This window comes from Prescottella sp. GW823-FHT02E09, assembly GCF_058797375.1.
This window is the reverse complement of record NZ_JBXAJP010000007.1, coordinates 1-26,324: the sequence shown is the minus strand read 5'-3', so window position 1 is coordinate 26,324 and position 26,324 is coordinate 1. Positions and strand designations below refer to the sequence as shown.

General features: G+C 68.3%; 23 protein-coding genes. 8 read left to right on the top strand and 15 right to left on the bottom strand.

What is annotated here, in order from left to right:
• Positions 1-3: 3 nt before the first annotated feature.
• From AC1RIF_RS18365 to AC1RIF_RS18335, 7 genes are all read right to left on the bottom strand, one after another.
• Entirely contained in the window at positions 4-1,335 is a 1,332-nt protein-coding gene (locus AC1RIF_RS18365) for an ABC transporter substrate-binding protein (protein WP_492602802.1), read from the bottom strand.
• Positions 1,336-1,368: 33 nt separating this feature from the next.
• Positions 1,369-2,271 carry a carbohydrate ABC transporter permease gene (locus AC1RIF_RS18360; protein ID WP_492602801.1) on the bottom strand — a complete coding sequence of 301 codons (903 nt, stop codon included), beginning with the start codon at positions 2,269-2,271 and terminating at the stop codon, positions 1,369-1,371.
• Positions 2,268-3,200, bottom strand: coding sequence for a carbohydrate ABC transporter permease (locus AC1RIF_RS18355; RefSeq protein ID WP_492602800.1), 933 nt, complete (start codon positions 3,198-3,200; stop codon positions 2,268-2,270). The genes AC1RIF_RS18360 and AC1RIF_RS18355 overlap by 4 nt, the downstream gene beginning before the upstream one ends.
• Before the next feature lie 152 nt (positions 3,201-3,352).
• Positions 3,353-4,366 (bottom strand): L,D-transpeptidase, encoded by a 1,014-nt coding sequence (locus AC1RIF_RS18350; RefSeq protein WP_492602799.1) that lies wholly within the window; start codon positions 4,364-4,366, stop codon positions 3,353-3,355.
• Positions 4,367-4,476: 110 nt separating this feature from the next.
• Entirely contained in the window at positions 4,477-6,168 is a 1,692-nt protein-coding gene (locus AC1RIF_RS18345; protein ID WP_492602798.1) for an FAD-dependent oxidoreductase, read from the bottom strand.
• A 129-nt stretch (positions 6,169-6,297) separates the two neighbouring features.
• Positions 6,298-6,504: a dodecin gene (locus AC1RIF_RS18340; protein WP_492602797.1), complete on the bottom strand. Its 207-nt coding sequence runs from the start codon at positions 6,502-6,504 to the stop codon at positions 6,298-6,300.
• 13 nt (positions 6,505-6,517) lie between these two features.
• The gene (locus AC1RIF_RS18335) at positions 6,518-7,780 is read right to left on the bottom strand and encodes a serine hydrolase domain-containing protein (RefSeq protein WP_492602796.1); all 1,263 of its coding nucleotides are present in this window, start codon (positions 7,778-7,780) and stop codon (positions 6,518-6,520) included.
• A gap of 282 nt (positions 7,781-8,062) precedes the next feature.
• Here AC1RIF_RS18335 and AC1RIF_RS18330 point away from each other — a divergent pair, with 282 nt between their 5' ends.
• The 4 genes from AC1RIF_RS18330 to AC1RIF_RS18315 all read left to right on the top strand — a co-directional run bounded on the left by AC1RIF_RS18330 (position 8,063) and on the right by AC1RIF_RS18315 (position 13,889).
• Positions 8,063-8,668 (top strand): TetR/AcrR family transcriptional regulator, encoded by a 606-nt coding sequence (locus AC1RIF_RS18330; protein WP_492602795.1) that lies wholly within the window; start codon positions 8,063-8,065, stop codon positions 8,666-8,668.
• 106 nt (positions 8,669-8,774) lie between these two features.
• Positions 8,775-10,409 carry a steroid-24-oyl-CoA synthetase gene (gene casG, locus AC1RIF_RS18325; RefSeq protein ID WP_492602794.1) on the top strand — a complete coding sequence of 545 codons (1,635 nt, stop codon included), beginning with the start codon at positions 8,775-8,777 and terminating at the stop codon, positions 10,407-10,409.
• Positions 10,406-11,284 carry an SMP-30/gluconolactonase/LRE family protein gene (locus tag AC1RIF_RS18320; protein WP_492602793.1) on the top strand — a complete coding sequence of 293 codons (879 nt, stop codon included), beginning with the start codon at positions 10,406-10,408 and terminating at the stop codon, positions 11,282-11,284. The genes casG and AC1RIF_RS18320 overlap by 4 nt, the downstream gene beginning before the upstream one ends.
• The gene (locus AC1RIF_RS18315) at positions 11,274-13,889 is read left to right on the top strand and encodes a hypothetical protein (protein ID WP_492602792.1); all 2,616 of its coding nucleotides are present in this window, start codon (positions 11,274-11,276) and stop codon (positions 13,887-13,889) included. Before AC1RIF_RS18320 ends, AC1RIF_RS18315 begins: the two co-directional genes overlap by 11 nt.
• 91 nt (positions 13,890-13,980) lie before the next feature.
• Here AC1RIF_RS18315 and AC1RIF_RS18310 read toward each other — a convergent pair whose 3' ends face one another.
• Complete coding sequence (locus AC1RIF_RS18310) at positions 13,981-14,613, bottom strand: TetR/AcrR family transcriptional regulator (protein ID WP_492602791.1); 633 nt, start codon at positions 14,611-14,613, stop codon at positions 13,981-13,983.
• A 108-nt stretch (positions 14,614-14,721) separates the two neighbouring features.
• On the opposite strand from AC1RIF_RS18310, the gene AC1RIF_RS18305 reads away from it, so the two are divergent.
• Positions 14,722-15,867: an Rv3169 family protein gene (locus AC1RIF_RS18305; RefSeq protein WP_492602790.1), complete on the top strand. Its 1,146-nt coding sequence runs from the start codon at positions 14,722-14,724 to the stop codon at positions 15,865-15,867.
• Positions 15,860-16,891, top strand: a complete 1,032-nt coding sequence (locus AC1RIF_RS18300; RefSeq protein WP_492602789.1) for a phosphotransferase family protein — start codon at positions 15,860-15,862, stop codon at positions 16,889-16,891. Before AC1RIF_RS18305 ends, AC1RIF_RS18300 begins: the two co-directional genes overlap by 8 nt.
• 31 nt (positions 16,892-16,922) lie before the next feature.
• On the opposite strand, the gene AC1RIF_RS18295 is transcribed toward AC1RIF_RS18300, so the two are convergent.
• From AC1RIF_RS18295 to AC1RIF_RS18270, 6 genes are all read right to left on the bottom strand, one after another.
• Positions 16,923-17,969 (bottom strand): DNA polymerase domain-containing protein, encoded by a 1,047-nt coding sequence (locus AC1RIF_RS18295; protein WP_492602788.1) that lies wholly within the window; start codon positions 17,967-17,969, stop codon positions 16,923-16,925.
• Between the two features lie 3 nt (positions 17,970-17,972).
• Positions 17,973-19,046: an ATP-dependent DNA ligase gene (locus AC1RIF_RS18290; protein WP_492602787.1), complete on the bottom strand. Its 1,074-nt coding sequence runs from the start codon at positions 19,044-19,046 to the stop codon at positions 17,973-17,975.
• 74 nt (positions 19,047-19,120) lie between these two features.
• The gene (locus tag AC1RIF_RS18285) at positions 19,121-19,648 is read right to left on the bottom strand and encodes an OsmC family protein (RefSeq protein ID WP_492602786.1); all 528 of its coding nucleotides are present in this window, start codon (positions 19,646-19,648) and stop codon (positions 19,121-19,123) included.
• A 220-nt stretch (positions 19,649-19,868) separates the two neighbouring features.
• The gene (locus tag AC1RIF_RS18280; RefSeq protein WP_492602785.1) at positions 19,869-21,029 is read right to left on the bottom strand and encodes a magnesium and cobalt transport protein CorA; all 1,161 of its coding nucleotides are present in this window, start codon (positions 21,027-21,029) and stop codon (positions 19,869-19,871) included.
• 238 nt (positions 21,030-21,267) lie between these two features.
• Positions 21,268-21,429 carry a hypothetical protein gene (locus AC1RIF_RS18275; protein ID WP_492602784.1) on the bottom strand — a complete coding sequence of 54 codons (162 nt, stop codon included), beginning with the start codon at positions 21,427-21,429 and terminating at the stop codon, positions 21,268-21,270.
• A gap of 189 nt (positions 21,430-21,618) precedes the next feature.
• Positions 21,619-22,326: a FadR/GntR family transcriptional regulator gene (locus AC1RIF_RS18270; protein WP_492602783.1), complete on the bottom strand. Its 708-nt coding sequence runs from the start codon at positions 22,324-22,326 to the stop codon at positions 21,619-21,621.
• A gap of 74 nt (positions 22,327-22,400) precedes the next feature.
• On the opposite strand from AC1RIF_RS18270, the gene AC1RIF_RS18265 reads away from it, so the two are divergent.
• Positions 22,401-23,690: an MFS transporter gene (locus tag AC1RIF_RS18265; protein ID WP_492602782.1), complete on the top strand. Its 1,290-nt coding sequence runs from the start codon at positions 22,401-22,403 to the stop codon at positions 23,688-23,690.
• On the opposite strand, the gene AC1RIF_RS18260 is transcribed toward AC1RIF_RS18265, so the two are convergent.
• On the bottom strand, positions 23,680-24,531 hold the full coding sequence (locus tag AC1RIF_RS18260; RefSeq protein ID WP_492602781.1) for a helix-turn-helix transcriptional regulator: 852 nt from the start codon (positions 24,529-24,531) through the stop codon (positions 23,680-23,682). The genes AC1RIF_RS18265 and AC1RIF_RS18260 overlap by 11 nt on opposite strands.
• Before the next feature lie 148 nt (positions 24,532-24,679).
• Here AC1RIF_RS18260 and AC1RIF_RS18255 point away from each other — a divergent pair, with 148 nt between their 5' ends.
• Positions 24,680-26,284, top strand: a complete 1,605-nt coding sequence (locus tag AC1RIF_RS18255) for an acyl--CoA ligase family protein (protein ID WP_492602780.1) — start codon at positions 24,680-24,682, stop codon at positions 26,282-26,284.
• Positions 26,285-26,324: the final 40 nt, after the last annotated feature.

The window sequence follows — 26,324 nt, the reverse complement described above, 5'->3', positions numbered from 1 at the left end:
CGGCTACTGGGGCAGCTTCGGGGTGATCTGCCGGTCGATCGTCTGCTGCAACTGCGTTGCGACGGACGCGAACGTGGATGTCACGTCGGCGTTCTGCAGCGCGATCTGCTCCAGCCCGGTACCGATCACCTGGTCGCCGCCCGGGACGAACACGCGGGCGTAGTCCTGTGACCGCGTGTGCGCCAACTGTTCGACGGCCGTGCGCGAGTTGGGATTCGCTTCGAGGAAAGCCTTCATCGACGGCTCCTCCACGGACGACTTGCGCACCGGCATGTAGCCGACGTTCTGGGAGAAGTAGGCGGTGTTCTCGGCGTTGGTGACGAAGTCGATGAACGTCAGGGCGTTCTTCTTCCGGTCGTCGGAGATGCGTGACGGGATCGCGAGTCCGGCGCCTCCGGTGGGGCAGCCGGGTCGGCCGTCGGACGAGGGCAGGAATGCGGTGCCGAAGTCGAATGCCGCCGTCTTCGTGATGCCCGACAGGTCGCCGGTCGACGCGATCGTCGACGCAAGGATCCCGGCGGCGAACTCGTTCGCGATGTCGCTGGACACTGCGGCGTACTTCTTGTCGAATACCATGTCGCGCAAAAAGTTCCCGGCCTCGATCGTCCTGGGATCGTCGAACTTCAGCGTCCACTGATCGGAGTAGGATCCGGCGAAGGTCCAGATCGGGCCCTCGTACGTCCAGCCGAGGTAGTTCTTGGCATCACCCCACCCGTGGGCGAGCTTGCCGCCACCGACCGCACGCTGCAGTTCGGGGCCCCACTGATCGAACTCCTGCCACGTCGCGGGGCCACGGTCGGGCAGCCCGGCCTGCGACCAGATCTGCTTGTTGTAATAGAAGATCGGGGTGGAGCGAGCGTACGGCAGCGCGTAGTGCTTGCCCTGGAACAGGTAGTCGGCGAGCAGCGAGTCGACGTAGTCGGACGTGTTCACACCCACCTCGCCGAAAAGCGGATCGAGCGGTTCGATCGCCCCGGTCAGCGCATAGTTGAACCACCAGACGTCGGACAGCACGACGACGTCCGGAAGGGCGCCGCCCGACAGCGCGGCGTTGAACTTCTGCGAGACCTCCTCGTAGTTCTTGCCGCCGTCCACCAGGTCGACCTTCAGGTCGGGGTACTTCGCCTCGAAACGCTTGATCAGTTCCCGCTCGACGTCCTGGGACTTGCCGGGATGGTTGGACCAGAACGTGATCGTGTTGGTCCCACCCGCACTCGATGTGCTCGAATCCGAGGAGCCGGAACCGGATCCCGAACCCGCGCACGCGGTCAGGGCGGCGCCGGCCGCGAGTGCCCCGGTCAGTCCGAGGAATCCGCGACGGTTGATGTGTGCCATGTCGTGCCTTTCCATGCCTGGTCCGAAATGTCGTCAGCCCTTGACCGCACCGGAGGTGAGGCCCTTGATCATGTGTCGTTGCAGCAGAAGGAAGATCACGAGGATCGGCAGCATGGCCAGCACGGTGGCGGCCATGACCGGACCCCAGTTGGTGAGCCCGTCGTTGTTCTGCAGCTGTGTCAGTCCGATGGGCAGCGGGGCCACCGTGGCGTCGTCGGACATCAGGAACGGCCACAGGTACTCGTTCCACTCGTTGACGACGGTGATGATCGCGAACGCGACCATCGTCGGCCCCGACACCGGCAGCACTACCCGCCACAGCAACCGGAAGTGTCCCGCGCCGTCCATCCGCGCCGCCTCGACGATCTCGGACGGAATCGACAGGAAGTGGTTGCGCATCAGGAACGTCCCGAAGGCGACACCGGCGAGGGGAACGATGATGCCTTGGAAGGTGTTTCGCCATCCCCACTCTGCCACCAGCGCGTAGTTCGAGATCACGGTGATCTGGTTGGGGACCATGAGAGCCGCGATGATCGTCAGGAACACCAGATTCTTGCCCGGGAACCGCAGGAACACCAGTCCGTACGCGCTGAGGACGCCGAGCACGAACTTGATCGCCGCCAGCGCCGTCGTGATGATCACCGAGTTGCGCAGGAACGTCGTGAACGGCACCGACGTGAGCGCCTCGCCGTAGTTCTCGGGATGGAAGGTGTCGGGCCACCACGTGACCGGCTGGGTGTAGATGTCCGGACGTTCCTTGAACGACGTCATGACGATCCAGAACAGCGGCAACGCCACCACGACGAGCGCACACACCATCGCCGCGTACCCGAGCGCGGTCAGCGCGCGTTCGCGGCGACGCTGTGCTCGCGCGGCCGGGGCGACGATCTCGGCGGGCAAGGACGGGGCGACCACATGGTCTTCGAGCGCGGTCACGACCGCTCACCCCGATCCATGACGCGCACCTGATAGACGGTGACGGCGAGCAGGGCGAGGAACATGACGGTGGCGACGGTGGCACCGTAGCCGGCCCGGAAGTTCCGGAACGACTCGTTGTAGACCTGGTAGACCATCGTGGTCGTTCCGGTTCCGAGCGGACCGCCGCGGGTCATCACGTTGATGATGTCGAACACCTGGAGCGAGTTGAGCATCACCGTGATCGACAGGAAGAAGGTGGTGGGCCGCAACTGGGGCAACAGGACTCGGCGGAACCGGGTCCATCGGCTTGCCCCGTCGATCTCGGCGGCCTCGGACAACTCGGGACGCAGGCCCTGCAGCGCGGCCAGGTAGATGACGAACGTGTAGCCGAGGTTCTTCCACATGTACGTGACCGTGACCATGAACAGCGCCCAGCCGGGCTCCTGGTAGAAGTCCGGCACCGAGGTGAATCCGACGCGGTGCAACAGGTCCTGCACGAGCCCGAAGTTGGGGTCGAACACGAACTGGAACGCGACCCCGATCGCCGCACCCGAGATCACGAACGGCGCGAACATCGCCGATCGAACCAGGTTGCGCCCCAAGAGCTTGCGATCGAGCAGCAACGCCAGTGCCAGCCCGATCACCATCGACCCGACCACCGTCGCCAGGGTGAACACGACGGTGTTGGTGACGATCTGCCAGGTGTCGTCGCGGCTCCACCATTCGCGGTAGTTCTCGAACCCGATGAAGGTGGCCACCGGATCCGCGATGTTCCAGTCGAAGAACGAGAGCCGGACGTTGTCCATGAGCGGCCGGTAGGTGAACACCGCGAGCAGCACCAGGTTGGGTCCCACCAGGACCGCGAAGAGTGCGTAGTCGCGCCACGGGCGGCCGAGCAGTCCACGGCCGGACGGCTGCGGCAGAGTTCTCTCCGGACTCGATGTCACTGCAGCAGTGTCACCGCCGACGGCGAATGGCCGGTGAATGCGCACGAGATGGGATCTGAACGTCGGACGGCGATCGCGACCTCGACGGCACACACACGAAAGAGGCGCTGCGCGAGAGCTTCTCGCGCAGCGCCTTCGGGATCAGGGACGGGTCAGCGGTTCCAGTCGCCCAGGCCGTCGTTGCCGTTCAGGATGCCGCCGGCGGTGTTCTGCACGATCACCGGGTCACCCTTCTTGGCGTTCTCGAAGAACCACCTGCCGTCCTCGGTGCTGACGTTGAGGCAGCCGTGGCTGACGTTGCTGTAACCCTGCTGTTGCACCGACCACGGAGCGGCGTGAACGAAGATGCCGCTGTAGGAGATTCGGGTCGCGTACTCGACGTACGTGCGGTAGCCCTCGGGCGAGTCGATCGGCACGCCGTAGGTGGACGAATCCATGTACATGTCGCGGAACTTCTCGCCGACGATGTAGGTGCCGTTCGGGGTCTCGTAGCCGGGCTTGCCGAGGGAGGTCGGCATCGTCTTGACCACCTCACCGTTGCGGGTGACGGTGATCTGTTTGGTGCTGTCGTCGGCAACCGTGACGAGGGCGTCGCCGATCGAGAAGGTCGAGTGCGAATCACCGGCGTCGACGGTCACCTGGATGTTGGCGGGCCAGAACTGTTCCGGCTTCCAGCGGACCTGACTGTCGTTGATCCAGTAGAAGTGTCCGGCGACCGGTGGATTGGTGGTGACCCGGATGGCGCGCTCGGCGACGGCGCGGTCACCGACGGCCTCGTCGAAGCGGATGATGATCGGCTGGGCGATGCCCACCACCTCGCCCGGTCCCGGGTTCAGCGACGGCGCCGAGAAGTTCGCGGGGCCGATCGGCGGCGGGGCCGACACGACCAGGCCGGGCGGCAGGAACGCCTGCACCTCGCGCGGCAGTTCGAATCCCGGCGGCAGCACCAGCGGTGGTGTGGGGATCGGCGGCAGCTTCACCTCGGGAAGCGCGAAGGTGGGCAGTTGGAGGCCGGGAATCTCCACGCTGCCGGGAACCAGTGGCGCGGCCTGCGCCGGTCCCACCAGCACGGCGCCGGCCGCGGTGGCCCCGACGACGAGAGCTGCGGCCCGGGCGAACCAACGCCGGGGCCTCGAACCACGTCCTGCGATCGACTTCCCGGTCATGCGCCCATCCCCTCGTTCGACGACACCGTGCGGGTGCCACCGCGATCGGCGGACGCCCGATACATCTCATTTAGACATATCGGGTGTTCGCCGACAACACCGACCCGCCGTCAGCCGGCCGCGCCCTCGCCGCGAGCGGCGTCGAGCATTGCGGCCAGGTCGACGATCTTGGTGCGCGAACGTCCACTCTCCGCTCCGAGCGACCGTTCCTTCTTGTCGATGCGCTGCCAGCCCTGGAAGTCGATGACGTCGGGCTGCCGCTCGCCGATCAGCGTGCCGAGGTGCTCGCGTTCGCTGTCGGGCGCTCCGAGCAGTCCGGCGGAGAAGTCCGACAGCAGCATGTCGACGGTGGCCGCGGAGCAGTGCTTGTTGGTGCCGATGACGCCCGTGGGCCCGCGCTTGATCCAGCCCGCGACGTAGACGCCGGTCACCGGGGTACCGGTCTCGGGGTCGACGACGCGGCCGTTCTCGTTGGGCACCACGCCGCGACGCTCGTCGAACGGCAGGTCCGCGATGGGCAGACCCTTGTATCCGATGGACCGCAGTACCAGCCCCGTGGCGAGCGTCTCGGTGCGATCGGTGGCGTGGGCGCCGAGCTTGCCGGACTCGTCGGCGACCAGTTCGTTGCGGACCAGGCGCAGTTCCTCGACGCGGCCGTCGCCGCTGATCTCCTCGGGTGAGGCGAGGTAGCGCAGCACGATCCGCTTGCGGCCGTCGGTGGCGGTCCGCTTCGCGAACTCCTCCACCTGACGGACCTTCAGCTTCTCGGACGGCTCGGAGTCCGGTCCGTCGACCCAAGCGCGGCTGGCCGCGTCGAGGATCGCCTCGTCCGGGTCGACGACGATGTCGACGTCGGTCATCTGTCCCAGCGCGATCAACTCCGGGTTGGTGTACGCGGCCTGCGCGGGTCCGCGGCGACCGACGATGACGACCTCGCGGATGTTGCTGTGCCGCAGCGCCTCGACGGCGTGCTCGGCCATGTCGGTCTTGGCCAGCTCGTCCGGATCGGTGACGAGGATGCGGGCGACGTCCAGCGCGACATTGCCGTTGCCGATGATGACCGCGCGCTCGGCCGACAGATCGAACGTGTGGTTCGCGTAGTCGGGGTGGCCGTTGTACCAGGCCACGAACTCGGTGGCGGCGTGCGAACCGGGCAGGTCCTCACCGGGAACCCCGAGGCGACGGTCGCTGGCCGCGCCCACCGCGTAGATGACGGCGTGGTGGTGTGCGAGCAGTTCGTCGTGGCTGACGTGCTGCCCGACCTCGACGTTGAAATGGCACTGCACGGACCGCTTGCTCATCGCCGACCGGAAGACGTCGGCGACACCCTTGGTGCCCGGATGGTCGGGTGCGACACCGGCACGGACGAGGCCGTACGGGGTGGGCAGGCGGTCGAACATGTCGACCTCGACGCGCGGGCGGGCGGTGAGTTCGATCGCGGCGTAGCAGGCCGCGGGGCCGGAACCGACGATCGCGACGCGCAGCGTCCCCAGCGCCGGATCCAGCGGCTTGGGCTGGGTCAGCTCCGGCCAGTCCGGCCCGATGGGGTGCTTCTCGAAGTACGCGGCGTTGATCTCCGGATACAGCGAGTGCGCCTCGCTGAGCTCGTTCTCACCGAAGATCGCGTCGACGGGGCACTCGTCGACGCACGCGCCGCAGTCGATGCACGTCTGCGGATCGATGTAGAGCATCTCCGTCGTGGCGAACTCCGGCTCGTCGGGAGTCGGATGAATGCAGTTGACGGGACAGACGTCCACGCACGATGCATCGTTGCAGCATGCCTGCGTAATCACATAAGCCACAGTTCTTCCCTACCTGTGAGTGCCCGGACCGAAGTCTCTCGATCTCGACCCAAGACTATAACGTGTTTCAGTTTGGGTCGAGGTTCCGTTGTACCGGAAAACGGTCGGGCGTGCCGGGCGCAGTCCGGCTCATTCCAGCCGGAAGCCGACCTTGAGCGTCACCTGAATGTGCGCGACGGCCCCGTTCTCGATGTGACCGCGGGTCTCGACGACCTCGAACCACTCGAGATTGCGCATCGTCTCGTTCGCGCGGCCGACGGCGTTCGCGATCGCGGCGTCGACGCCGTCCGGCGACGATCCGACGATCTCGATGACCCGGTAGACGTGATTGCTCATCGCCAGTCCTCCTTCAGGAACGCATGATCGCCTGCGCCTCGGCACCCAGCTTGGCCAGTCGCAGATCCCCGAGCGCGGAGACCGCGTTACCGAGCCTGTTCGTCACGAATGCCAAGGCCAGGCCGGTCTCGGGATCCGCGTACGCGCCCGATCCACCCACCCCGTAGTGACCGAGGCCGCGGGTGGGCTGCGTGCGGCTGGCCAGGATCGGCGGGTGATAGCCGAGCCGCCAGCCGAGTTTGACGCCGAGCACGTAGTCACGGTCCCGGGTCTGCACGGCCCCCATCTGATCGAGGGTCTCGGGCTTCAGGAATCGGGTGCCGTCGATGACCCCACCGTTCGCGATGGCCGCATACATCCGGGCGAGGGATCGGGCGCTGAACACGCCGTTCCATCCGGGCATGACGGCGTCGTGCACCGCAGGATTCCGTACGAGTGCGTCGAAGCCGTCCGGCATCGCGGCCTCCGCGAGCCCCCGCAGTGGACCCACCCGCGACAGGACCGACGCCGTGAGCTGCCAGTCCAGACCACCTGGGTTGATGTGCGGGAACAACTTGGCGATCCGCGGCTTCTCGTCCTGCGGCACGCGGTACCAGAACTCGTCGATCCCGAGGGGTTCGGCGATCTCCTCGCGGACGATGTCGACGAACGGTTTGCCGGTGGCACGCGAGACCGTCTCGGCGACGAGCCATCCGAACGTCACCGCGTGGTAGCCGGGCCCGCGCAGACGACGCGGATCCGGCGACGCCGCAGCGAGCGCCTGGATGACGGTGTCGTAGTCGAGCAGACCGAGGCGTCCGGGCACCAGTCCACGGACCTTGTGCAAGCCGGTGCGGTGTGTCAGCACGTCGCGGAGGGTGATCGCGTCCTTACCGGCCGCGGCGAACTCCGGCCAGTACGTGGCGACCGGGGCGTCGTAGTCGACGATTCCCCGCTCGGCCAACCGGTGCGTGACCGTGCTCGCGACGCCCTTGCCGGTGGAGAAGGACAGCGAGACGGTGTCCCGGTTCCAACGACGATCCCGGTCCGCGTAGCCGGCCCAGACGTCGAGCACCTTCTCGCCACGCACGTAGGCGACCAGCGCGCCACCACCGTTGTGGGGCTGCCGGTACATGGAGAAGAAGCGGTCGGCGAGCGGCAGGAACCGTGGGTCCACCAGCATTTCGGTGCGTGCCTGTGCGGTTGCCGGTACGCCGACCGGCGGCGGGACCGGGACACGTGCGGGGGCTCCCACCGCCACGCGCGATCCACTTCCGCGCTCCATCTGGATCGTCATCGCGACCTCCGATCCCACTCCTCACACCATTGTGATTGGCGCAGCCTACGGGCGGAAGAGGCCGCCGCGGGGCGAAACAGACATTCGATACAAGCGGGGCCCGAGAACATCCTGGTCAAACGCCCGAATTCGTCCGAATCCTCCGTCCTGGGCCGCTGATACCGGGCCGGCGGCGGTTGATCAAGCGGAACCAGCGGACGTCGTCGGCGCGGGGTGGAATCGCTCGAATCCGACGTTTCCGAAACGACCGAGCCGACTAACGTAACGGCCTACAATGTAATAGTGAAGCCTGACACCGCTGCCCGCGCTGGGCGTCCGCGCGACCCCGGCAAGGATCAAGCCGTACTCGCCGCGACCCGGCGCCTGCTGGCGACGGACGGGTATCAACAGACGACGATCTCCGCCATCGCCCGGGCCTCCGAGGTGAACACGCCGGCCATCTATCGGCGGTGGCCGTCCCGTGAGGCGCTGATCGAGGAGGCGGTGCACGGCACCGGCGGTCATCCACTGCCCGAGGAGACCGGGGACCTGCGGGCCGATCTGGCCACGTGGGTGCGCGTCTTCCTCGCGCGCGCCGCGCGCCCCGCAGCACGCGCCGGGGTTCCCGGCCTGCTGGCCGACTCCCGGTCCGAGGACGCGCGTCGACGCCTGCTCGCCATCGGCGCCCCGGTCCGCGAGGCCTTCGCCGACCTGCTCGAAGGTGCCACCGCCCGCCGGGAGATCGCCCCCGGCGCGGACCCGATGTTCCTGTTCGACCTACTCTCGGGCACCACGACCATGCAGGGACTCATGCACGGCACCGAGGGGGCCGACGCCTTCGTCGATTCACTCGCCGAGGCCCTGTACGTCCTGGCTGCACACCCGACCGACTCCGCGGGCTCCGGCTAGCATCACCGGCACCTGGCGGGCCGCTCGGTTGCGCGGGCAGTCCGGAGGAGCCGTGTGCGCCTCCCGCACCGACCGCTGTTTCGCCGTTCTGGAAGGAGCACTACCGATGACCACCCGCGATGACATCGTCGCCCGACTCACCGCTCCCGGACAACCGTTCGAGATCGGTGTCGAAGACGTACTGGGGCAACAGCTTCCGGTCTACACCCGTCGGCACCGCTCGCTCGCCGAGTTGCTGCAGGCGTCGGCGAGGTTCGGGGACCGCGACTACCTGGTGACGCGGGAGAGCCGAATCACGTTCGACGAGCACCGGCGTCGCGTCGCCGCGTTGGCGGAGGCGCTTCGCACCGAGTACGACGTACGACCCGGTGACCGTGTGGCGATCTGCGCCGCCAACAGCCCGGAGTGGATCGTGACCTTCTGGGCCGCAGTCTCGCTCGGTGCCGTCGCGGTCGGCATGAACTCGCTGTGGACCGGGCCGGAGATGACCCATGCGCTCGAGCTGACCGAGCCCAAGGTCCTCGTCGCGGATCGCGTCCGCATGGATCGCGTCGGCGACAGTGGAGTGCCGACATTGTCGGTCGAGACCGACGTGGACCCGATCTTCGCTTCGCACGCCACCGACACCCTTCCCGATCATGTTGCCGACGAGGACGATCCGGCGGTGATCCTGTTCACCAGCGGCACCACGGGACGCCCGAAGGGTGCGACGCACTCGCATCGCAATGTCCTCACCGCGCTGTGGTTCCATCTACTCAACGACGCGATCGCCACCGAACTCGGCGCCGCGCCCACAGATCGCAGGTTCCTCCTGGCGACGCCGCTGTTCCACATCGCCGCACTGCACAACCTCGCGGTGGTGCGCCTGGCGGTCGGCGACACCGCCGTGATCCATCAGGGGCGATTCGATGCCGACGCGGTACTCGGGCTGATCGAGCAGGAGCGAGTGACGAACTGGGGGGCCGTCCCGACGATGCTCTCGCGGATCCTCGAGGGCGACCTCGGTCGGTACGACCTGACATCGTTGCGCACGGTCACGGTGAACAGTGCGCCCTCGTCGCTGGCGCTGCGGGAGAAGCTGCGTGCAGCGCTTCCCGAGGCGGGCCGGTCGCTCGGCACCAGCTACGGCATGACCGAGTCGTCCACGGCCGCAACGATCGCGTCCGCCGCGGAACTGGTCGCCGACCCGGCAACCGTCGGGCGCCCCATTCTGACGATGCAGGTCGAGGTTCGAGACACCGACGGCAATCGGCTCCCCGACGGCGTCGAGGGCGAGATCTGTCTGCGCGGGCCGGGAATCATGCTCGGGTACTGGAAGAATCCCGAGGCGACCGAACAGGCGACCGCCCCGCACGGTTGGTACCGCACCGGAGATCTCGGCACCATGACCGGCGAGTACCTGAGCGTGTCGAGTCGGCGATCGGACCTGATCCTCCGCGGCGGCGAGAACGTCTACCCCGCCGAGATCGAGAACCGCCTCGCTCTCCATCCCGAGATCCGTGAGTGCGTGGTCCTCGGGGTCGATCACGAGGATCTGGGGCAGGAAGTCGCGGCCGTCGTCGTGGTCCCCGATCCCAGCACCGTCACCGAAGCCGAGTTGACGGAGTTCACCGGTGCGGCCCTGGCGCGCTACAAGGTCCCCACCCGCTGGACGATCACCACCGAGGATCTACCTCGGAACGCCACCGGCAAGGTCATCCGCGCGCAGGTCGAGTCGAGGGTCGCACCGTCGCGAGTATGAACGTCGAACTGATCGCGGAGGGACTCGGCTTCACCGAGGGACCGGTCTGCCTGCCCGATGACCGCGTGGCCGTGGTGTCCATGAGCCGCGGATCGGTCATCGTCCTCGACCGCGACGGAACCGTCGTGGTCGAGCACCGCGTGGGAGGAGGCCCCAACGGCCTCGCCCTCGGCCCCGACGGCGCGCTGTACGTCGCGCAGAACGGGGGAATCTGGGCCGCCCGCAGCACCGCCGAACCCGGGATCCAGGTGATCCGTGACGGCCAGGTGGAGTACCTGACGACGGGGATGGGTGCGCCCAACGACCTGGTGTTCGGGCCGGACGGGCGGCTGTGGGTCACCGATTCGCGGGAGCAGTTCGATTTCTCCCGGCCCGACCGGGCACTGCCCGGTCGGGTATGGGCAGTCGACATCGACAGCGGGGACCGCGAACTGCTGATCGAGGGTCCGATCTTCGTGAACGGCATCGGATTCGACAACGCTCGCACGCACCTCTACCTGACCGAGACCATCAGCGCCGACATCACGAAATATGATGTCGTGGACAATCATCCGGTGGGCGGCAGCGTCGTCCGGACCCTCGCCGCGGCGAGCCCGGACGGGTTCGTGGTGGACGCCGCCGACCGCCTCTGGGTCGCGACCACCAGGGGTCACCGGATCGATGTCCTCAGCCCGGACGGCACCGTCGAGGCGAGTCACCCGTTGCCCGAGGGCAGCATGCCCACCAACATCTGCCGCGGACGCCCGGGCGAGGACGAATTCTTCGTCACCGCGGCCGGCGCCGGGGCCGTCCTCCGGCTCGCCCCGTTACCGACCGAGTCGACCGAGTCGACGCTCTCGGTGATCCGCTGGGGAAGGACCGAAGATGGTTCGTGACGTCGTGCACCGTGCGCGCGAGCTGCTCGGGGTAGGTGATCAGGAGCAGGCGCACGCCATCCTGGCGCTGGCGCTCGATGCGCAGAGACGTGCCGTCGAGGACCCGGAAGCAGTAGCCGTGGCCGAGGCGACCGGGATGCTCGTCCGGTTGGAGGCCCCGTACGAACCACGCGATGCCCTCGAGCGGCGCATCACCAGGATGACGGAACTCACGGACGGCTTCGACGCCGACGCAGTCCGGGAGGCACGCGCGCTCGCCGAGCTCGAGACGATCGAGTGGATCCACCGGCACGAGCTCGACGACGCGATCATCCTGGTCGATGTGCTGCGAGCAGCGGAGTCGTTCGCAGAGCGACACATCGGGGACGATCAGCCGCTCGGCGTGCGGCAGGCACGCGCGGAGGCGATGTTCACCGCCGAGATCCTGCGGCGGCACCTCGGACGTGATCGCCGTCAGGTCGCGGTCGGCCTCGAGACGCTGGCGCTCACGCTCACCGCGGAATCCGACGATCGGTTGCGTCACCTGCGTATCGCCGCGCTCTACGAGGCGGCGCAGATCCGCTACGACATCGGCGACGACCCGGAGTCCGCGATCGCACTGATGCACCGCGTGATCGCCGAGGCGGAGCCACTCCCCTCGGCGCGGACGCTCCTGCACGCCGCGTCGCTCTGCCTGGTCGACGACGAGATCGACCGGGGCGTGCCGGCCGCGGTGGCGATCGGCCACGGCCTGCGTGCTCTCGCTGTGCCCGTCGCCGATCCCGGTTTCGAGGCCGCCGCCGAACAGGCCCGGCATCTCGACCAGGTACTGGAAAGACTTCCCGACACCGAGCGCGACCTTGCCGCCGTGGAACACAGTGCCGCACTGGTGGACCGGTACGCCACCTGTCACGCCGACGATGCGCGTGAGGCGATCCTGTGGTGGGTGCTCAGGAGTGCTCCCGAGGATGCAGGCACGGTGAGGGTGGCGGATCGACAGGTCCTCGCCCACGCCGACCGCGCTTTCGGCTCGGATCCGAGCCCGCTCACGGCGGCAGCCCGGGCGCGCGTGGCGTCACGCCTCGCCGAGGTGACCGCGCACCTCGGCGACCCCGCAGGGGCGGTGCGACTCTACGAGCAGCTCGATGCACGATTCCCCGGGCACGAGACCGACGAGCGTCTCGTGGTACCGCTCGCGCTGGCGATGACCGACCGGGCACTTCGACTCGCCGACATCGGACGACGCGGCGATGCCCTCGATGTGCTGGAACGGGTGCCGCACCGGTACGCCGGGGCCCGCGGTGTGCCCGGCGTCCCAGCCGCGATCGCCCAGGCGATGTACTGGCGAGGACGCCTCCTGCGCGAAGCGGGCGAGCTGGCCGAATCTCGCCGTGTCATCCGCGACATCGTGGACCGCTCGGCCCACGACGCCGACGCCGACGTCCGTCTGTGGGCGGCCAACTCCCTCTTCTCGGTGTGGCAGTCACCCGGGCTCGAGCCGACCGAGATCGATGATGCGCTGCATCGCTTTGCGGACCTGTTCGCCGACGATCCGGACGTGCGCATCCGCCGCCTGGATGCCCGGCGCCGCCTCACCGAGTCGACACGCGCGGCGGAACGAGGCGAACGCGAGACGGCGGCGACCCTGTTGCAGGGGCTGTTGGCCACCCATGCCGACAGCGACGACCCGGATCTGCGCGACACCGTCACACTCGCGGCCGAGAATCGACGGATCCTCGCGATCTCCTCCCCCACCGACGGGGCGCCCGGCTCGGCGGGTGAGGCCCGCTACCGCGAACTGCGCGAGCGGCTGTATGGGGCCGACAGCGCGGTCGACGAGGGACGACGCGCGGACGCGGAGGAACTACTCTTCGCGATCGCGGCCGAGACCGGCGCCGATCCCGACCCGAACGTCGTCATGCTGGGGCTCGCGGCACTGGATGTGCTCGGAGGACTTCTGCTCGACGCCGGGCGGTGGGAGGAGCTCGTTGTCGTGGCACGCAACGCGGCCTTGCGCCGTCCCGGTCTCGACACCCGGGCACGCCGGGTGAACGCACGCGGTCACCTGCGGCTCGGTATTGCGCTCGGCCGACTCGGCGAGGAACGTGCCGCGATCGAGGCCTACGAGGCGCTCGAACGGCTCGCCGACGGAGCGACGGACGGCGACATCGTGGACGCCCGCGAAGTGGCCACCTACAACCGCGCCGTCACGGTCGACGGACTGGGCGACCCGGTCGCCGCGATCGCCGCCTACGACCACGTCCTCCGCATCCACGACCAGTCCGTCGACTCCGCCGAACGCCGGCTCCGCCGAATCAAGGCGCTGCGCAACAAGGCGCTACTGCTGACCGGTCTCGGACGCCTACCCGAGTCGACCCACGCCCACCGGATGATCCTGGACATCGCGGGCGCCTTTCCGGACGCCGAGATCGCCGAGCGAGGCCGCAAATCCGCCTTCGACCTGGCGGACTGCTACACGCGGCTCGGCCAGTATCGCGCGGCATCGGACCTCTACACCTGGATGCGCTCCGCCCGACATCTCGGATTCACCCGCAACGAACTCGCGAGCATCACCAACTCCGCCAAGAAGGCCGCCCGCGCAGCCAGACGCGCACATCAACCGTAGGCCACGCCCCCGACGCAAGTACATGAATTCGTCTTCGGCGGAACCGGTTTCCGGCCGACCCGGAGCGCGGTGCCCCGCACACCGCGCACCGCTACGACACCGGATCGAGTTCCGTGCGATCGGCCGTGACGACCAGGGTCAACGAGTCGGCGGTGCGGGCGCAGAACGCGTCGGCGCCTGCGAGTCCGCTGGTGAGGCCGCGCACGATGGTGGCGGCGACCAGCAGGTCGAACGCAGCATCTGCTGCCGCGGTGTTCTGCGCCGCGGAGCGGTCGGGGAAAGCCACGGCCACTCGTTCCGTCAGAGCGACGCGAGCCGGGTCCTCGGATCTGAGCACGAGGCGCTCGTAGGCGCCGTCGTCGTGGTGATAGGCGGAGAGCAGACCGGGAATGGCCGCGCGGGTGGCGGGTTCCGCGATCTGGGTGAGGAACAACCTGGTCCACGCCAGTAGGTCGTCGCGCAGGTTGGCGGTAATGGCGGGCAGCGCGGCGTCCTGCATCCCGAAGACGGCGTCCTCGATGATCGATTCCTTCGTGGCCCAGCGACGGTAGATCGCTGAGGTACCGACATTGGCGCGTCGGGCGATCGCGGTGATGGTGGTCTTCTGGTACCCGGTCTCCACGAGTACTTCCCTGGTTGCAGCGAGGATGGAACGGTCGACTTGGGGGTCCCGGGGTCGGCCGACACCGACTACTCCGGGCCGGCGGTCGCTGCTCTTCTTCACGCATCCGGACAGTACCGGACGAGATTCACCGAATCTATTACGTTGCAGAGCGCTCCGTAATAGATTGCGGGGAGGTCCGCCAGCCATCCACCGAAAGGACGCCTACCGATGATCACCCCGCACGACGAACTGCTCATCCACCAGCTCCCCACCACCCTCGACCACGTCTCGCAGAGTGACCTGCGCTGGACCGAGCGGATCGTGATGTACGGCTTCGACAAGTCCGGCGAGATCAGCATCATGACCGGCCTGGCGAAGTACCCGAACCGCAACGTCCTCGACGCCTACGCGATGGTCACCCGCAAGGGTGAACAGGCCCGCGTCGTCCGGATGTCCACCGAGCTGAACCCCCAGACCGGGGCCCTGAACGCGTGGAGCGTCGGGCCGTACACGTACGAGATCGTCGAGCCGCTGCGCAAGGTGCGCTCCACCGTCGAGCCCAACGAGCACGGCCTGAGTCTGCAGCTCGACTTCTCCGGAGACTTCCCTGTCTACGAGCAGACTGCGGCCTTCCACCGCAGCCGCGGCCGGGTCCGCGAAGACGCCCGCCGCTTCTACCAGAACGGCACCATCACCGGCTGGATCGAGATCGACGGCGAACGCATCGAGATCGACCCCGACAGCTGGTGGTTCGGTCGCGACCACTCGTGGGGTGTGCGTCACGGAGGCGGCGGCGGCAGCCTGCCCGAGGGCGGCAACATGCAGCCCTCGGAGGTGCCCGCCGGTGTCTTCTACTACATGGGTATCTTCCAGTTCGACGACGAGGTGGTGCATTTCGCGCAGCGCGAGACGCACACCGGGGATCGCTGGCAGTTCGAGGGCGAAGTGCTGTTCCCGATCGACTCCGGCAAGGACCCGCTGCCGATCATCGACGTCGAGCACGACCTGGATTTCCGCGACGACCTCCGCGTCGTCAAGTCCGGCACCTTCACGGTGCACCGTGCCGACCGCACCACCGACGTCATCGAGGTCGAGCCGGTGTGCGACTTCTGGCCGGGCCTGGCCGGGTACGACGAGTACAACGGCTACGCGTCGGGCATGTACCGCGGCAAGGACTTCAGCGACAGCTTCGACGTCGACATCACCGACGTCGACGAGATCCGCAAGGTGAGCATGCTCAGCGAGACGCTGTGCAGGGTCCGGATGGGCGACAAGATCGGACACGGCCTGGTGGAGATGGTGTTCATGGGGGTGAACCCGCGCTACGGCTACACCGACTGGAGCGCCAACCGATCCGACAAGAACAATGACTGAGCGGGTCGCGCCGGTGGACCTGGCAGCAGTCCTCGAACCAATTGTCCAGCAGCGCATTCCGGGCGCACAGAACGCGAAGATCGTCGACTGGAAACGCACCGAACGCGGGTTCTCCACCGAGACCTACCTGTTCGACCTCGAGGGCGCCGAGCACGCGTCGGCCGGGTACGTCTTCCGACGGCCGCCCGAGGTCTCGCTGTTCCCGGACTACGACCTGCGGCGCCAGTTCCTGGTTGCCGAGAGGCTCGCACCGACCGATCTCCCGGTCCCTCGCGTCCGGTGGATCGACGCGGACGACAACCCGCTCGGAACGCCGTACTACGTGATGGACCGCATCGGTGATGCCGAGGCGCCCAGCGACTTCCCGTCCTATCACACCGCCGGCAACTACTTCGAGGCCGACGAGCAGGGTCGGGCGAAGATGTGGTGGGAGTGCGTGGAGACGATGGCGCAGGTCCATCTCCTCGACCCCGAGGAGCTGCGACTCGGATTCCTGGCGATGCCCGAGTTCGGGGACAAGCCGGTCGAGCAGATCGTGAACTACCTCGACTGGGCTGTGCGCTGGGCGGCACCGGAGCTGCCCCCGGTCATGGAGAAGGCCCTGACCTGGCTCGCGGGCAACCTCTACGATCCGGAACACGTCACGCTGGTGTGGGGCGACGCCCGCATGTCGAACATCCTGTACACCCCGGACCGGTCGGTCGCCGGCGTACTCGACTGGGAGATGGCCTATCTCGGCGACCACGAGGCCGACCTGGCCTGGGTGCTGTTCCTGGACTGGGCGTGTAGCGAGTACGAGGGCCACCCGAGCCTGCCCGGCACCCCCACGCGGGAGGAGACCATCGCCCGCTACGAGGAACTGACCGGCTGGAAGGTGCAGAACCTGCTGTTCAACGAGGTGCTCGCGGCGGTACTGCTCTCGGTTCCGCTACTGCGCCTGTCCACCCATCTGAACCTCGGTGACAACGTGAGTATCACCGGATTCTGCATGGCCCGACTCGAACAACTGCTGGACGCGAACTGAGGCACCCGGCGCGCAGGTCGAGCCCGACCGGTCAGTCCTTCTTCAGGTCCCGGTCGCGGCTCGGCTGCACCCGTTTGGGCTCGCCCGGCATCTTCGGGTAGTTCGGCGGGTACGGCATGTCGCCCAGACCGGCCGCGAGGTCACGCTCGGCCATCTCGAGCAGTCCGTCGAGGGAATGCGCGACGTCGTCCAGCGTCGCCATCGGGTCACCCCGGCCCGCGAGCAGCGCCGGCACGGTCGCGATGGTGAAGTCGTCGGGCTCGACCGATGCCAGTTCGTCCCACGTCACCGGTGTGGACACCGTCCCGATCGGGGTGCGACGGGCCGAATACGCCGACGCGATGGTCTTGTCCCGGGCGTTCTGATTGAAATCGAGGAAGATGCGCTTGCCGCGCTCCTCCTTCCACCACTTGGTCGTGGCCCGGTCGCCGCTGCGCCGCTCGATCTCACGGCACAACGCGATTCCGGCGCGCCGCACCTCCACGAAGTCCCACCGCTGCTCGATCCGGATGTACACATGTAGTCCGCGTCCGCCCGAGGTCTTCGGGAATCCGAGCAGGCCCAGCTCGTCCAGTAGCGGATGCAGGATGTCGAGCGCAACGCGACGGGCGTCGCCGAAGTCGGTGCCGGGCTGCGGATCCAGGTCGATACGCAGCTCGTCCGGGTGGTCGACGTCGGGACAGCGCACCGCCCACGGGTGGAACGTGACGGTGCCCAGGTTCGCGGCCCACACGATGTCGGCGGCGCTGCGGACCCGCAGTACGTCCGCGGTGCGGCCCGACGGGAACGTCACCTCGCACGAGCCGACGTGCTCGGGCCGCTTCGCCGGCACCCGCTTCTGGTAGATTTCCTCGCCCTCGACACCGTCCGGGAAGCGCTGGATGTGCGTCGGCCGATCCCGCAGCGCGCGCAGCAACTCCCCGCCGGTGGCGACCCTGCGGTAGTACTCGACGAGGTGACGCTTGGTACCCCCGTCCGCGCCGAGCCGCGGGTAGTAGATCTTGTCCGGATTCGACAGTCGGACCGCCACGCCGTCGACGTCGAGTTCCTCGGCTGGAGAACGTTTGGTGGCAGCCATGATTCAGCCCTCCCCGGTCAGGACGTCGGCGAGGTCGTAACGGAGCGGGACCTCGAGTTGTTCGAACGTGCACGATTCCGGCGCCCGGTCGGGGCGCCACCGCAGGAACCGCGCCGCATGCCGGAACCGCACCCCCGCCTGGCTGCCGCGCTCGCCGAGGCCACCCTCCATCTGGTCGTACGCCACCTCGAGAACCCGCTCGGGACGGAGCGGAATCCAGCTCCGGTCGGCCGTCGAGCGCCACCGGGTGGCCTCGCCCTCGGCCACGACGTCGTCGCCGACGCGCAACGGTTCGAGTTCGGCGAGCAACTCGACCCGGCGCTTGGCGGTGAACGCCGACGCCCCGCCGACCATGTGCAGCTCACCGGCGTCGTACAGCCCCAACAGGATCGATCCGATGCCCGGCTGACTCTTGTGCGGCCGGTACCCGATCGCGACGACGTCGGCGGTTCGAGAGTGCTTGACCTTCACCATCTCCCGCTTGTTCGGCAGGTAGTGACCGTCGAGGCGCTTGGCGACGACGCCGTCCAGACCCGCCCCCTCGAACGTCTCGAACCACCGTTCAGCGGTCGCACTGTCGAGGGTGGCCGCGGTGACGTGACAGCTCGGCCCACCGCCCACCGCACCGAGCAGCGCGTTGCGGCGTTCGGCGAACGGGCGCGCGGTGAAGTCGTCGTCTCCGAGTGCCAGCAGATCGAATCCGATGAACTGTGCGGGCGTCTGCTCCGCGAGCAGTTTCACCCGGCTGTCGGCCGGGTGGATGCGCTCGGACAGCGAACCCCAGTCCAGCCGGGTCCGGCCGCCGATCTCCCGGGGAACCACCAGTTCGCCGTCGACGACGCAGCGTGGCGGCAGTTCGGCCCGCACCGCCTCGACCATCTCGGGGAAGTACCGGGCCAGGTCCTTGCCGCCACGCGAACCGAGCACCACGTCGTCGCCGTCGCGGAACACGATGGCTCGGAATCCGTCCCATTTGGGCTCGTACGACCAGACGGATTCACCGGCCGGCTGTTCGGGCACTCCGGACGCGGCCTTGGCCAGCATCGGCTGCAGCGGTGGTGCGATAGGCAGGTCCACGGCGTCCATAGTGACACCCGCGCCCGCTGTTCGCGCGCTGTTCGCCGCGGCCGATGCGTAGCCGCCGCGCCCGATCAGCCGTTCGCGGTGGGCGTCTCGAGGACCGTGGTGACCGGAGTGGGGTTGCGGGTCAGGTCGAGAACAGGGCAGTGCGCCTCGGCCGCCTCGTGCAGTTCGAGGTAGCGCTCACGCGACTCGGGGCCGGTGACGTTGACGACGACGCGGACCTCACCGAAGCCGGGCCGCACGGCGTCGTCGAAGCCGAAGAAGCCCCGCACGTCGAGGTCACCCTCGGCGCGCGCGGTGATGTCGTCGACCCGGATGCCGAGCTTCTCGGCCCAGAACCGGTACGTCACGACGTGGCACGACAGGAGCGAGGCCAGGTAGTACTCCACCGGATTGGGAGCAGTGTTCTCGCCGCCGAGCGCCGGCGGCTCGTCGACCTCGACCGTGTACTTGCCGAGCGAGACCGTGCTGGCGACGGCGTCGTGGGCGCGGGCCGCGGCCTTGAACACGACGTGCGCCTTGCGGGCGTCCTTCGAGACGGCATCGCCGGTGGCGGCGACGATCGAGGAGAGGTGCGAAACGGATGCAGTGGTCACGGGTGAGATCCCATCGTCGAGAATGTGTGAACGGCGAGTGCGTGAAGAGATCCCGGCAGCGAACTGGTCGCGCCGGGGGCGGGTCGGATCAGACCCGCCGACACCCGGACGTACACACGTGCGCGAAATCGACATGGCGGCGCCGCGTCAGCAGCTCACCGGAGTCGATCGCGCGAAGTGGGGTCACGCCTGAGACTGTAGCCGGACCGCCCGGCCCGGTCTACAGCCAGCCGCGTCGCTTGAAGATCGTGTACAGCCCCGTACAGGTGAGAACCATGAGCATCAGCGCGAACGGATACCCACCGGCCCAGTGCAATTCGGGCATGTTGTCGAAGTTCATGCCGTACACGGTGCCGATCAGCGTGGGCGCGAACAGGATTGCGGCCCACGCCGAGACCTTCTTGATCTCCTCGTTCTGCGCGTAGCTGGCCTCGGTCATGTTGCGCATCTCTTCGTTCTGCGCTTGCGAAACCAACGTCGCGTTGAGCGCGAGGATGCTGCCGAGCAACTCCCGGAAGCCGTCGACCCGCTCGACGACGGTGGTCGCGTGGTCGGTCACGTCCCGCAGGTACTTCTGCAGTTCCTCGTCGGTGTTGTACTTGTCGAAGCCCGCGGACAGTGCGCGCAGCATGCCGAGCAGCGGCTTGGTGGCGCGCTGGAACTCGACCACCTCTCGGGAGAGTTCGTAGATACGCCGCGACACCATGGGGTCGCCGCTGAAGACCTCGGTCTCGATCTCGTCGATGTCGTTCTGCAGACCCGCGACGACGGGCGCGTAGCCGTCGACGACGGCGTCGAGGATCGCGTACAGCACCGCTTCGGGACCCAACTTCAGCAGTTCCGGGTCGCCCTCCATGCGATCCCGGACGGCCGACAGGTCCGGCGACTCGCTGTGCCGGACGGTGAGCACGAACGTCGGGCCGCAGAAGATGTGCAGTTCACCGAAGTCGACGCTCTCCGACTCGTCGAGGTACCGCGCCGCGCGCAGCACGACGAAGAGGGTGTCGCCGTACCGCTCGAGCTTGGGCCGCTGGTGCGCGACGATCGCATCCTCGACCGCGAGCTCGTGCAGGTCGAATTGATTTGCTGCAGCGTGCAGTTGAGCATCGTCCGGACGATAGAGCCCGATCCAGGCCATCGACGACTCGTCGGGCAGGCTCGCGAGCGCCTCCGCCAGCGTCGCCGGCGAGGTGATCCGGTGGCCGTCACGGTAGACCGCACTGTTGACGACGCTGGATTCCACCGCACCGGACGGGGCCGCGGCCGGCGGCGTCTGCCCCGGGTGCCGCGGTGCCATCGAATGCTCGGGTGAGACCACGTCGTCGGCGGTGCCGGCGGCGCGGCGAGGAAGGATCGAGCGAATCGGACGCTTTTCACGCATACGAAAACAGCTTTCGGGAAGGTCCGTAGGCCGAACCGCTGAGCGCGGTCCCACGGACACCAGTCGAACGCCACCTGACTGGATGGCGTGGATTGTCCTGTTTAACTGGTACTCGGAGGTTGGCTACTCATTGCTAGCCCCACCTCCTCTTCCTCGAACCCCGCAGATTCAGCGGGCGCGGGTCGACCCGAACGACGACACCCTACTCCGACAGCACCGGACCCGACAACCGCAGCGGTCAGTCGATGCGCTCCATGTCCGAGCGATACCGCGCCGCGTTGGCCACGTACGTCGCGACACCGCACCACCGGCCTGCCGCGAAGGAGTCCGGATCAGGGTGCGGCACAACGGTTGCCGGCGCTCCGGTGCCGACCACCACACGCTGCAGGCTCGTCGACATCGATCCGATGAGACACCAGTCCTCGACCACCGACCCCTCGAGGTGAGCGTTGTGCCCGACGACACAGTCCGCCCCGACCCACCACGGCCTAGGGGTACACGAAGGCAGTGGGACGGATGTCCGCGGCAGGTCACCCAGTCGGTAGATCGCTACGTGGAAAACATCTTTCGTCTCGGGACCCGAGTACATCTATCCGGTGTTCGAGGAACCCGCCACGCCGGCCTGCCGCTCGTGCACCGCGGCGACGAACAGGTCGAGGTAGCCGCAGGCGCCGTGCCCGGCGAGCGACTCGTCGCGTCGCTCGATGGCCTCGACCACCCGCTCGTGGTGCGCCGCGCCCAACTCGGGCTCGTGGACACCGTCGGTGAAGTCGTAGGTGGCCCGCAGCGGCTCGGAGATGCCTGCGAACAGCTCGTCCAGCACGGGATTGTGGGCGGCGGCTACGACGGCGACGTGGAAGGCCAGATCCGCGTCGGCGAAGGCGGCGCCGTCGCCGGTGCGGCCGGTCCGGTCACGGAGGTCGAGCGCCGACCGCAGACGTCGGACGTCGTCGTCGGTGCGTCGGAGGCATGCCAGTCGCACCGCCTCGAGCTCGAGCGCGCGGCGCACCTCGTAGACGTGGAGCATTTCCGACACCGCGACCTGGCGGGTGAGCAGACCGCCGATGTCGGTACGTGCCCGGACGAACGTGCCCGACCCACGACGGATCTCGAGGATGCCCGTGGAGGTGAGGCACTTGATCGCCTCGCGGAGGGTGTTGCGGCCGACGCCGAGCAGGGTCGCCAGCTCGGGCTCGGTCGGGATGCGCTCGCCCATCTGCCAGTCCCCGGACGAGATCCGGGCACGCATCCAGTCGAGCGCCTGCTGATACGCCGATTCCTTCTGCACCACCGTCACCGGTTCATCCTCACACGAGCCGCGAACACGTTCCCCGTCCAGCATACGTAGGACGTCCTACGTAGGATGTCTCCGTGCGCCCCGTCACCGACTCCTCGACCCCGCCCGTGACCGACCCGACCGACCCGACCGACCACGCGACGAGATCGGCCCGACGCTGGCCGGCGCGGCACTTCCACGGAATCGGATATGTGCTGGCGATCCTGCTGGTGGGGGCGAACATGCCGACCGCGGTCTACGGCGTCTACCGCACCGAGTTCGGCTTCAGCCCGGTCACCCAGACGGCGATCTTCGCCGTCTACGCGGCCGCCCTCGTGCCCGCTCTCTTCTTCTTCGGGCCGCTGTCGGACCGGATCGGGCGCCGCCCGGTCCTGATCACCGCGCTCGTCGCAGGCATCGGGGGCATCGCCGTCCTCGCGTTCGCGGACACGACGGCGTGGTTGTTCGCGGGACGCATTCTGCAGGGTCTGTCCGTCGGTGCGTGCTCGGCCGCCGGGGCCGCAGCGCTGCTCGAGTACGCGCCCGGCCACAACCCGGTGCGGGCCGCCCGCGCCGCAACGGCGAGCACGGCGGCCGGCGCGGCTCTCGGCCCCCTGCTCGCCGGCGCCGCCGCCGAGTACCTGCCGCATCCACTCGTCCTGCCCTACGCACTGTTCGGGCTCGCACTGATCCCGGGGCTCGTTGCACTGCTGGTGCTGCCGAAACCCGACCGCGCCGAGCAGTCGCCCACCGCGTCGCACCCGCCGCGGCGGCGCCTGATCGAGGCGCCGCGGATCCCGGGCACGATCCGGTCCGTGTTCCTGCTGGCAACCTTCCCTGCCGCGATCGCGTGGGCGGCGGTGGGTCTGTTCCAGTCGGTGGTGCCGTCGTGGATCTCCGAGATGCTCGGCGTGTCGAACCTGTTGGTCGGGGCGGCCGCAGCCGCACTGGTGATGTCGTGCTCGGTGATCGCGCAGCTGGGCATGCGCGGCCTCGATCCCCTCGTCGCCCAGCAGGTAGGACTCGGTCTGATGTGCGCCGGGATGCTCGGGCTGTTCGCCGTCGACCGCGTGCCGAGCCTCGCCCTGCTTCTCGTCGTCACCGCCGGCGTCGGGACCGGGCACGGACTGGCGTTCGCCGGCGGCATGCAACGCGTCAGTACCGCCGTCGCCCTGCACGCCCGCGAGTCCAGTGGCGCGGTTCTGGCCACATTCTTCACGCTCACGTACGTCGGGCTCGGGGTGCCCGCGATCGCTGCGGGGTTCCTCGTCACCTACCAGGGCATGTCGACCGCGGTGGCCGAGTTCTCCCTCGCCGCCGCCGTTGCATGTCTGATCGCGTTGGCGCTGAACATGATCCGACGGTCGAGTGACGCTACGGGATGAGTCCCTGCCGCCGCGCCTCGACCACGGCCTCGTGCCGGCTGCGGACCTCGAGCTTCGTCATGATGTTGCGCATGTAGCTCTTGACGGTGTCGAGTCGCAGACCGAGCCGCTCGCCGATCTCCGCGTTGCGGCAGCCGAGCGCCACGTGGACGAGTACCTCGAACTCGCGGGGAGACAGCGTCGCCCTCGCGGGCTCGGTGGCGCCGACGGTGAGCCCACGCAGCTTTCCTTCCACAGCCCGCACCTCGGCACCTAGGGCGTCGTCGTCGAGTCGGTCCGCGATCTCCCGCAGGGCCAGATAGCTCTCGGTGATGCCCGCCGAGAGCTTCGGGTCCCGGTACGCGTCCGGGGCGGTGCGCGCGTTCTCGATCATCGCGACCCGGCGGTCCACCTCGTCGCGAATCTCGATCTCGTGGGCGAGTCTGCGGGCCGACCGCATCACCGATTCGGCCATCACGTCACCGATCGGCAGGTTGGCGCGCAGGCCCCCGTACACCGCGGCGCGGGTGGTGCCGCGCACCACGACCGGCGCCGCCAGCAGCGACTCGATCCCCTCGCTCGCCACCTCGTGGTCGTAGTCGTGGGTGATGTGCCGGGAGTTGGCATAGTCCTGGACCGCACCGGGACGCTGTTCGGCGATCACCCGACCGCCCAGCCCACACTCGGTGTCGATCACGAGATCGCGCAGCATCGCGCCGCGGGTCCCGACGAACCCCGACAGCCGCACACCGGGTCCGGTAACCAAGCCTCCGAAGAGCACCGGCAGCGTCGTGCTGGCGCGCAGGTCTCGGAGTTCGGCGCGGATCGCGTCCTCGTCGCTCGGCCTCAGAATGTCGGTCATCTGTTCGTTCGGTGCGCTGTTCGTCGGGATCGTCGGGCACCCCCCGCGGATACCCACTTCAGAGGGTAGCGGCCGCCCGACGGTGACCCATAGCGGCGGCACCGGCGGTGTGTAACGCCCGTCACTCACGATCACTGCGGAGGTACCCGTGTCCGAACTGCCCGCCTCGGCGAACCACACACCGCTCAGTCCGCTGCGCTTCCTGGACCGCTCGGCGTCGGTGTTCCCCGACAAGACCGCGATCATCCACGGAGACCGCTGCTACACGTACCGGGAGTTCGCGGAAGAGGTGGCGCGGCTGGCGCGAGTGCTGCGCAGCCGCATCGAACCCGGCGACCGGATCGCCTATCTGTGCCCCAACACCCCTGAGATGCTGATGGCACACTTCGCAGTGCCCCTCGCCGGTGGTGTTCTGATCGCCCTCAACTCTCGACTGGCCGGGCCCGAACTCGAGTACATCCTCGACCACGCCGGGGCCCGGATCCTGTTCGTTGACTCCGAACTGGTGGGCTCGGTGCGCACCGTGCGCGAGAACGTCGGCAGCGTCACCGAGATCGTCGAGATTCCGGACTCGACCATCCCACGCCCCGACGTCCCCGCCGGTGTGGTGACCGCGCAGTACGACGAGTTCCTGCACAGCCGCGACGGTGTGACCGACGAGCCCCTCCACTGGGGCGTCGACGACGAGCAGCAGGTCATCGCCATCAACTACACGTCGGGCACCACCGGAAAGCCCAAGGGTGTCATGTACTCCCACCGGGGCGCCTACCTGAACTCCCTGGGCGAGACGTTCCACAACGGCTTCGACGGCAACACCAAGTACCTGTGGACGCTGCCGATGTTCCACTGCAACGGCTGGTGCACACCGTGGGCCGTGACCGCCGCGGCCGGCACCCACGTGTGCCTGCGGGCGGTACGCGCCGACGCCATCTGGGACGCGATCGACGACCTCGGCATCACCAATCTGTGCGGCGCCCCCGCCGTGTGCACCACGATCGCCGGAGCCGAACAGGCCCACCCGGTGGACGCGCTGCGGATCACCACCGCAGGCGCTCCCCCGTCGCCGACCGTCATCGCGCAGCTCGAGGCCCTCGGCGTGACCGTCGTGCACGTGTACGGCCTCACCGAGGTGTACGGGCCGTACACGATCTGCGAGTACCAGCAGTCCTGGAACGACCGGTCGCCCGCCGAGCGCGCGGCGCTGATCTCCCGGCAGGGGGTGGGCATGCTGCAGGCCGAGAACGCCCGCGTCGTCGACGAGGCCATGGCGGACGTGCCGGCCGACGGCGAGACGATGGGTGAGATCGTGCTGCGCGGCAACAACGTGATGCTCGGCTACTACCGCGACCCGGACGCCACCGCGGAGGCGTTCGCCGGCGGGTGGTTCCACACCGGCGACCTGGGCGTGATGCACCCGGACGGCTACATCCAGCTCAAGGACCGCGCGAAGGACATCATCATCTCGGGCGGCGAGAACATCTCGACCGTCGAGGTCGAGCAGGCGATCATCTCGCATCCCGCGGTCCTCGACGTCGCCGTCGTCGGTGTGCCGCACGAGAAGTGGGGCGAGCGCCCGAAGGCGTTCGTCATCGTGAAGCCGGGGCACGCGGTGACCGCCGAGGAGATCATCGAACACACTCGCGGGCTGCTCGCGCGGTACAAGGTGCCCGAGGAGGTCGTGTTCCCGCTCGACCTGCCGCGCACCCCGACCGGCAAGGTGCTCAAGTTCGAGCTGCGGAAGTCGCCCAGTTGACATGAGTGGTGGGGGGGGGGGGGGGGGGGGGGGGGGGGGG

Coding starts and splice junctions, on each gene's coding strand:
- AC1RIF_RS18365 (WP_492602802.1), bottom strand. CDS start 1,335: ATGGCACACATCAACCGTCGCGGATTCCTCGGACTGACCGGGGCACTC.
- AC1RIF_RS18350 (WP_492602799.1), bottom strand. CDS start 4,366: ATGACCGGGAAGTCGATCGCAGGACGTGGTTCGAGGCCCCGGCGTTGG.
- AC1RIF_RS18340 (WP_492602797.1), bottom strand. CDS start 6,504: ATGAGCAATCACGTCTACCGGGTCATCGAGATCGTCGGATCGTCGCCG.
- AC1RIF_RS18335 (WP_492602796.1), bottom strand. CDS start 7,780: ATGACGATCCAGATGGAGCGCGGAAGTGGATCGCGCGTGGCGGTGGGA.
- casG (WP_492602794.1), top strand. CDS start 8,775: ATGACCACCCGCGATGACATCGTCGCCCGACTCACCGCTCCCGGACAA.
- AC1RIF_RS18320 (WP_492602793.1), top strand. CDS start 10,406: ATGAACGTCGAACTGATCGCGGAGGGACTCGGCTTCACCGAGGGACCG.
- AC1RIF_RS18315 (WP_492602792.1), top strand. CDS start 11,274: ATGGTTCGTGACGTCGTGCACCGTGCGCGCGAGCTGCTCGGGGTAGGT.
- AC1RIF_RS18305 (WP_492602790.1), top strand. CDS start 14,722: ATGATCACCCCGCACGACGAACTGCTCATCCACCAGCTCCCCACCACC.
- AC1RIF_RS18300 (WP_492602789.1), top strand. CDS start 15,860: ATGACTGAGCGGGTCGCGCCGGTGGACCTGGCAGCAGTCCTCGAACCA.
- AC1RIF_RS18295 (WP_492602788.1), bottom strand. CDS start 17,969: ATGGCTGCCACCAAACGTTCTCCAGCCGAGGAACTCGACGTCGACGGC.
- AC1RIF_RS18280 (WP_492602785.1), bottom strand. CDS start 21,029: ATGCGTGAAAAGCGTCCGATTCGCTCGATCCTTCCTCGCCGCGCCGCC.
- AC1RIF_RS18275 (WP_492602784.1), bottom strand. CDS start 21,429: ATGTCGACGAGCCTGCAGCGTGTGGTGGTCGGCACCGGAGCGCCGGCA.
- AC1RIF_RS18260 (WP_492602781.1), bottom strand. CDS start 24,531: ATGACCGACATTCTGAGGCCGAGCGACGAGGACGCGATCCGCGCCGAA.